Origin of the sequence: Gordonia sp. ALPHA1B1 (genome assembly GCF_005502615.1) — a bacterium.
Taxonomy (GTDB): Bacteria; Actinomycetota; Actinomycetes; order Mycobacteriales; family Mycobacteriaceae; genus Gordonia; species Gordonia hongkongensis.
Window position 1 is genome coordinate 194,416 of record NZ_SCOC01000006.1, and the last position, 6,181, is coordinate 200,596.

Here is a 6,181-nt window from a genome sequence, read left to right on the forward strand (position 1 = left end):
GATTCATCGATCGACGTAAGGAACTGATCATGTGCGGAATCGTCGGGCTGCACCTGCGCAACCCTGACCTTCACCCCCGGTTGGGCGAGATGCTCGCCGGGATGCTCGGCGAGATGCAAGACCGTGGCGCGGATTCGGCGGGTATCGCCGTCTACGGCAACCCCACGTGGGCACCGCCCGGACACGGCTGCATCTCCCTCCTCGAACTCGACGTTCTTCCCGACGAGGTGTCCACGACGCTGGGCGCGGCCCTCGGCGTGCCGGTCGCGGCACAGACGATCGACGTGACGCTGGTGGCCTCCGCCCCGGCGCCGGCCGACGAGCTGCTGGCCGCCGCCCGGGCCGCATACCCGCAGGCCCTGGTGGCCGGTTTCGGGTCGGACCTGACCGTCCTCAAGGGCGTCGGCGCACCCCGTGACCTGACCGAATCCTGGGGCCTGGCCGCGGCGTCGGGATGGCAGGGCGTCGGGCACACCCGGATGGCGACCGAATCGGCGGTCACCTCCTCGGGCGCACATCCGTTTGCGGTCGGCCCCGAACAGTGCCTGGTCCACAACGGTTCGTTTGCGAATCACGCGACCATCCGGCGTGAACTACGCGCTGCCGGAGTGGAGTTCGACAGTGAGAACGACACGGAGGTGGGGGCGCGCTTCGTCGCACACCAGCTGGCGGCGGGCAAGGACGTGGAAACAGCACTGAAAGAGGTCTGCGCGAACTTCGACGGTTTCTACACGTTGCTGGTGTCGAATCGCGATTCGTTCGCGGTGGTGCGCGACGCCATCGCATGCAAACCGGCCGTGATCGCCGAGACCGACGACTGGGTGGCCATGGCGAGTGAGTACCGCGCACTGGCCAAACTGCCCGGCGTGGAGAACGCCCGCATCTGGGAGCCCGAGCCGGAGGTCGTCTACGCATGGACTCGATGACCGCCGAGTTTCCCTCCACCCCTCCCGTTCCCGCCTCGAACGACACGGCGAAAGCTGAGACGATGAACCCCAATCACACCTTCGACCTCGCCGAAACCCCGTTGCGCGAGATCAACTCGTTGCTGCACGGGGACATCTCCGGCGAGATCGTCATCGACAACCCGGCCGGAGCCCACAGTGTGGCCGCGGGCGTCAACCTCCCGGTGAAGATCACGATCAACGGCCACGTCGGCTACTACGCGGCCGGGATGAACCAGCAGGCCGAGGTCACCATCGACGGCAACGCCGGCACCGGCGTCGCCGAGAACATGATGAGCGGCAGCGTGATCGTGAAGGGCAACGCTTCCCAGTCGGCCGGCGCCACCGCCCACGGCGGGCTCCTCGTCGTCGAGGGCGACGCCGCGGCACGCTGCGGCATCTCGATGAAGGGCGTCGACATCGTCGTCGGTGGAAACGTCGGGCATAACAGCGCTTTCATGGCGCAGGCGGGACGTCTGGTCGTTCGTGGGGACGCCGGCGACGGTCTCGGTGACTCGATCTACGAGACCCGCATCTATGTGCGGGGCGAGGTCGCCTCGCTGGGTGCCGATTGCATCGCCAAACCGATGCGCGCCGAGCACCTCGAGGAACTGGCCGGGTTGCTCAAGGCCGCCGGTTTCGGCGACGACGACCCCCGCGACTACACCCGCTACGGCTCCGCCCGCGAGCTCTACCACTTCAAGGTCGACAACACCTCCGCGTACTGACCCTCCTCCGCTCCCTGAGGAGCGCCCGGAGCTTGCGGAGGCGCAACCCCTGCTCCCTGAGGTGCGAGGAGCGATAGCGCGGCCGACCACCTGCTCCCTGAGGTGCGAGGAGCGTTAGCGACGAGCCACGAAGGGCCGCAACGTCGCACGACCACACGACGAAAGAGAACCACCATGACCGACAACCTGAGCGTCGAACAGCGCGGCCTGCGCGAGTCGGCCACGTTCGACCGCACCACCATCGCCGCGATCCAGCGCGCGGCTGAGACCGGCATCTACGACATCCGTGGCTGGGGCGCCAAGCGCAAGCTGCCGCACTTCGACGATCTGCTGTTCCTCGGCGCGTCGATGTCCCGCTACCCCCTCGAGGGTTATCGCGAGCGCTGCGACACCGACGTCGTCCTCGGCTCGCGAAATGCGAAGTACCCGTTGCATCTCTCCACCCCGGTGACGATCGCCGGGATGAGCTTCGGCGCGCTGTCGGCCGGGGCGAAGGAAGCGCTGGGGCGCGGCGCCTCGGAGGTCGGTACCTCCACCACCACCGGTGACGGCGGGATGACGCCCGAAGAGCGGGGTCAGTCCAAACACCTCGTCTACCAATACCTTCCGTCGCGATACGGGATGAACCCCGACGACCTGCGCAAGGCCGACGCGATCGAGATCGTGCTCGGTCAGGGTGCCAAACCGGGCGGCGGGGGAATGCTGCTGGGACAGAAGATCTCCGAACGCGTGGCTGGGATGCGGACCTTGCCACAGGGTATCGACCAGCGCAGCGCGTGCCGTCACCCCGACTGGACCGGACCGGACGACCTGGCGATCAAGATCAGCGAGTTGCGCGAGATCACCGACTGGGAGAAGCCGATCTATGTGAAGGTCGGCGCCACCCGCACGTATTACGACGTGAAACTCGCGGTGCATTCCGGCGCCGACGTCGTCGTGGTCGACGGCATGCAGGGCGGAACGGCAGCGACCCAGGACGTCTTCATCGAACACGTCGGCATCCCGACCCTCGCTGCCATCCCGCAGGCGGTGCAGGCCCTGCAGGAGTTGGGCGTTCATAGGGAGGTCCAACTCATCGTGTCGGGCGGAATCCGCAACGGCGCCGATGTCGCGAAGGCGATGGCCCTCGGTGCCGACGCCGTCGCCATCGGCACCGCTGCGCTGATCGCGTTGGGCGACAACGATCCCCGATACGCCGCGGAGTACGAGGCGCTGGGATCGGCAGCCGGTTTCTACGACGACTTCCAGGACGGGCGTGATCCCGCGGGCATCAGCACGCAGGACCCGGAACTCTCGGCGCGTTTCGACCCAGTCCTCGGCGGAAAGCGCCTGGCGAACTTCTTGCGCGTGATGACGATGGAGGCCCAGACGATCGCCCGTGCGTGCGGCAAAGCGCACCTGCAGCATCTGGAGCCCGAAGATCTCGTCGCCATCTCGATCGAGGCGTCGGCGATGGCCCGCGTTCCGCTCGCCGGGACGAGTTGGATTCCGGGGGCGGGCCTGTGAGCACCGAGACCGCCTCGGTCGTCATCGTCGGTGGCGGCCTCGAGGGCGTGGCGGCCGCCTGGGCCTTGGGACAACGCGGCATCACCGATGTGATCGTCTGCGAGCGGGACACCGTCGGCGGCGGGATGACGGGCAAGTCTTCGGGAATCGTGCGGTGCCACTACGGCGTCGGTTCGCTGGCGGCGATGGCCGCGGTCGGACTCGAGGTCTTCGAGAAGGCGGAGGAGATTTTCGGCTCCGACATCGGATTCCGTCAGACCGGATATGTCGTCGGCGTCGGCGAGCCGAATGTCGAGAACATGCGCAAGAGCCTCGCGGCGCAACGTGCGGTCGGCGTGCAGACCGAGGAGATCGACGCCGCCGATGTCGCCGCGATGTGGCCCACCGCCGACCTCGAACCCTTCGCGGCCTTCGGTTGGGAAGAGCGCGGCGGCTACGGGGACGCGTATCAGACCGCGCAGGCCTTCGCGGCCTCGGCGCGGACATCGGGAATCCGAATTCGTCAGGGCACCAACGTCACCGGCCTGATCGTCGACGCCGACCGGGTGACGGGAGTCCGACTCGCGGACGGTTCGACGATCTCCGCGGACACCGTGGTCGTCGCCACCGGTGTCTGGTCCAAACCGTTCCTCGCGCCCTACGGGGTCGACATCCCGATCGAGGTGCACCGCGAACAGATCGTGATGATCCACCCCGGCGAGGACCTCGGCGAGGTGCCGGTCTTCTCCGATCTGGTGTCGCTGCAGTACGTCCGACCGGACGTCCGGGGCGAGATTCTGTTCGGCAACAGCGATCTCGCGGCGCTCGACATAGCGAATCCCGACGACTACCGGAACCGCGCGGACTCGGACTTCATCGACCTCACCGTCGACAAGGTCGGCACCCGGTTCCCCGGGTTCACCGATCCGGCCATCACCACGAGCTACGCCGGGTGCTACGACGTCACACCCGACTGGAATCCGATCATCTCCAGCGGACCACTGGACGGGCTCGTCCTGGCGGCCGGGTTCAGCGGCCATGGGTTCAAGATCTCGCCGGCGGTCGGCCGGTTGGTCGCGGACCTCGTCGTCGACGGGCGCAGCGCGGACCCGCGTATCCCGGAGTCGGACTTCCGGTTCACGCGGTTCGCTGAGGGTGACCTGCTGACGACGCGCTTCCCGTATGTGGGAGCCGGCGAGATGCGCTGACCGGGGCGCCGGATGATCCGAGGCCGTGGCCGTCGACAGGGGTGGAATCGTGTGTCAACTGTCAGGAAACGTTGTTTCTCACTATGCTGGCGGCGTGACGGACGACCCTTTGATCCGGAATCAGTCCGGCACCGCGCGAGAGAGACCTGTCGACCAGTCGGTCGAGGAGCTGGAGCTCGAGACGGCGATCGCGCACAACGTGCGGCGCCTGCGACGTCAGCAGGGACTGTCGGTGGGGGACATGGCCACTCGCGTCGGCATCTCCAAGGCGATGCTATCGAAGATCGAGAACGCCCAGACCTCGTGCAGTCTCAGCACGCTCGCTCGCCTGGCCAACGGCTTCGACGTGTCGGTCACCTCGCTGTTCCGCGGCGCCGAGATGGAGCGGTCGGCGGTGTTCGTCAAAGCGGGCGAGGGCTCGGAGATCGTGCGCGAGGGGTCCCGGGAGGGTCACGAGTACGAGCTGCTCGGGTCGCTGCGCGGTGAGCACAAACGCCTGGAATGTCTCCTCGTCACCTTGACGGAGAAGTCGGTGACCCAGCCGTTGTTCCAGCATGCGGGAACCGAGTTCCTGTACGTCCTCGAGGGCGTGATGGACTACGCCCACAGTCGCTCGGTGTACCGGATGCACCCGGGCGACTCGCTACAGCTCGACGGCGAGGGCGCGCATGGACCCGTCGAACTCGTCGAGCTGCCGGTGCGCTTCCTGTCCGTGATCGCGTTCCCGGATTCGGCCGTGTGACAGCCCGATTCAGGTTCGCGACCGGCTGAGGTCGAAGTCGTAGCGCGAGGTCGGCACCACGTCGAGGTGGCGGTCCGCGCCGAAGCGGGACACGCTCTCGAGCATCAGGGTCATCCGACGCTCGAGTTCCCGCTGATCACCGCCGCTTCCGTAGAACGCGTGGATGTCGCTGACCGCCGCCATCGGGAACAGTTCCTCGACGATGGCCGCGACCGGCGGGGTGTCCTCGGTCAACGGTCGTTCGACGATGTTCTGGACGTAACCGAACGTGGCCTGGGTGTCGATGGCGACCTGGGTGTGATCGTCCAACCAGCGGCGCAACCACTCGGCGTGGTCGAGTTCGTCGGGGCGACGGAGGAAAGCGATATTGGACAGCGCGTCGATCCGCGTCCCGTCGGCGGGCAGGTTCGGATTGAGCGGTGCCCGCGCGGTGACCTCCCAGACGGCGATCGGACCGTCGAGTTCGTCATCGACGACGGCGAGGACCGGGTCGGGGTCGGGCGCCCAGAAGGACAGCACCGCGACGATGGGCGGGTCGAGTTCGTCGATGCGCATGGCCCCGGAGACCGCGTCGTCGCTGAGGTTGACCTGCATGCGCGTTGCCCCCGCTGCCATACAGCGCTCGACGAGATCGTCGGCGTCGGCACGGGTCGGCCCGCCGCCCCGGATGGCGACGATCACCTTCGAATCCGTCATCCCGCGGACGGTACCGGGCGTTCCGCGCGCCGGTCGCCGATTCGCAGATCCACCGCCGTCTCACCAAGACCCTTCGTGACGCGGCCTCCGCAAGCTCCGGCCGCTCCTCAGGGAGCGAGGGGTCGCTCCTCGGTATCCGCGGCCTGTCGGCCGTCGTGGACTACGAAGAACCCGTTGTGCATGGGGCGAGCCCTATTACTGCTCCCTGAGGTGCGAGGAGCGATAGCGACGAGCCACGAAGGGCCTGGTGAGACACGTTGCGGAGCCCTTCGTGGCAGTGAGAATGGGTGTGGGTGGTTGACCGGGTTTGGGTCTGACTTACTTCGTGGCTGACGGTGCTGTCATGGGCGAGATGTGTCGGCCCGGAACTCCGGTCGA

General features: G+C 67.3%; 6 protein-coding genes. 5 read left to right on the forward strand and 1 reads right to left on the reverse strand.

The genetic code is table 11. The features are described from left to right. Window positions 1-29: 29 nt before the first annotated feature. From FFS52_RS06290 to FFS52_RS06310, 5 genes are all read left to right on the forward strand, one after another. On the forward strand, window positions 30-926 hold the full coding sequence (locus tag FFS52_RS06290; protein WP_065631119.1) for a glutamine amidotransferase: 897 nt from the start codon (window positions 30-32) through the stop codon (window positions 924-926). Beyond that, window positions 914-1,672, forward strand: coding sequence for a protein glxC (locus FFS52_RS06295; protein WP_137809191.1), 759 nt, complete (start codon window positions 914-916; stop codon window positions 1,670-1,672). The genes FFS52_RS06290 and FFS52_RS06295 overlap by 13 nt, the downstream gene beginning before the upstream one ends. Before the next feature lie 174 nt (window positions 1,673-1,846). After that, window positions 1,847-3,178 carry an FMN-binding glutamate synthase family protein gene (locus FFS52_RS06300; protein WP_137809192.1) on the forward strand — a complete coding sequence of 444 codons (1,332 nt, stop codon included), beginning with the start codon at window positions 1,847-1,849 and terminating at the stop codon, window positions 3,176-3,178. Continuing rightward, window positions 3,175-4,365, forward strand: a complete 1,191-nt coding sequence (locus tag FFS52_RS06305; protein WP_137809193.1) for an FAD-binding oxidoreductase — start codon at window positions 3,175-3,177, stop codon at window positions 4,363-4,365. Before FFS52_RS06300 ends, FFS52_RS06305 begins: the two co-directional genes overlap by 4 nt. A 49-nt stretch (window positions 4,366-4,414) precedes the next feature. Beyond that, entirely contained in the window at window positions 4,415-5,107 is a 693-nt protein-coding gene (locus FFS52_RS06310; protein WP_065631115.1) for an XRE family transcriptional regulator, read from the forward strand. Between the two features lie 9 nt (window positions 5,108-5,116). Here FFS52_RS06310 and FFS52_RS06315 read toward each other — a convergent pair whose 3' ends face one another. Continuing rightward, the gene (locus tag FFS52_RS06315) at window positions 5,117-5,803 is read right to left on the reverse strand and encodes an EthD domain-containing protein (protein WP_065631114.1); all 687 of its coding nucleotides are present in this window, start codon (window positions 5,801-5,803) and stop codon (window positions 5,117-5,119) included. Between the last annotated feature and the right edge of the window lie 378 nt (window positions 5,804-6,181).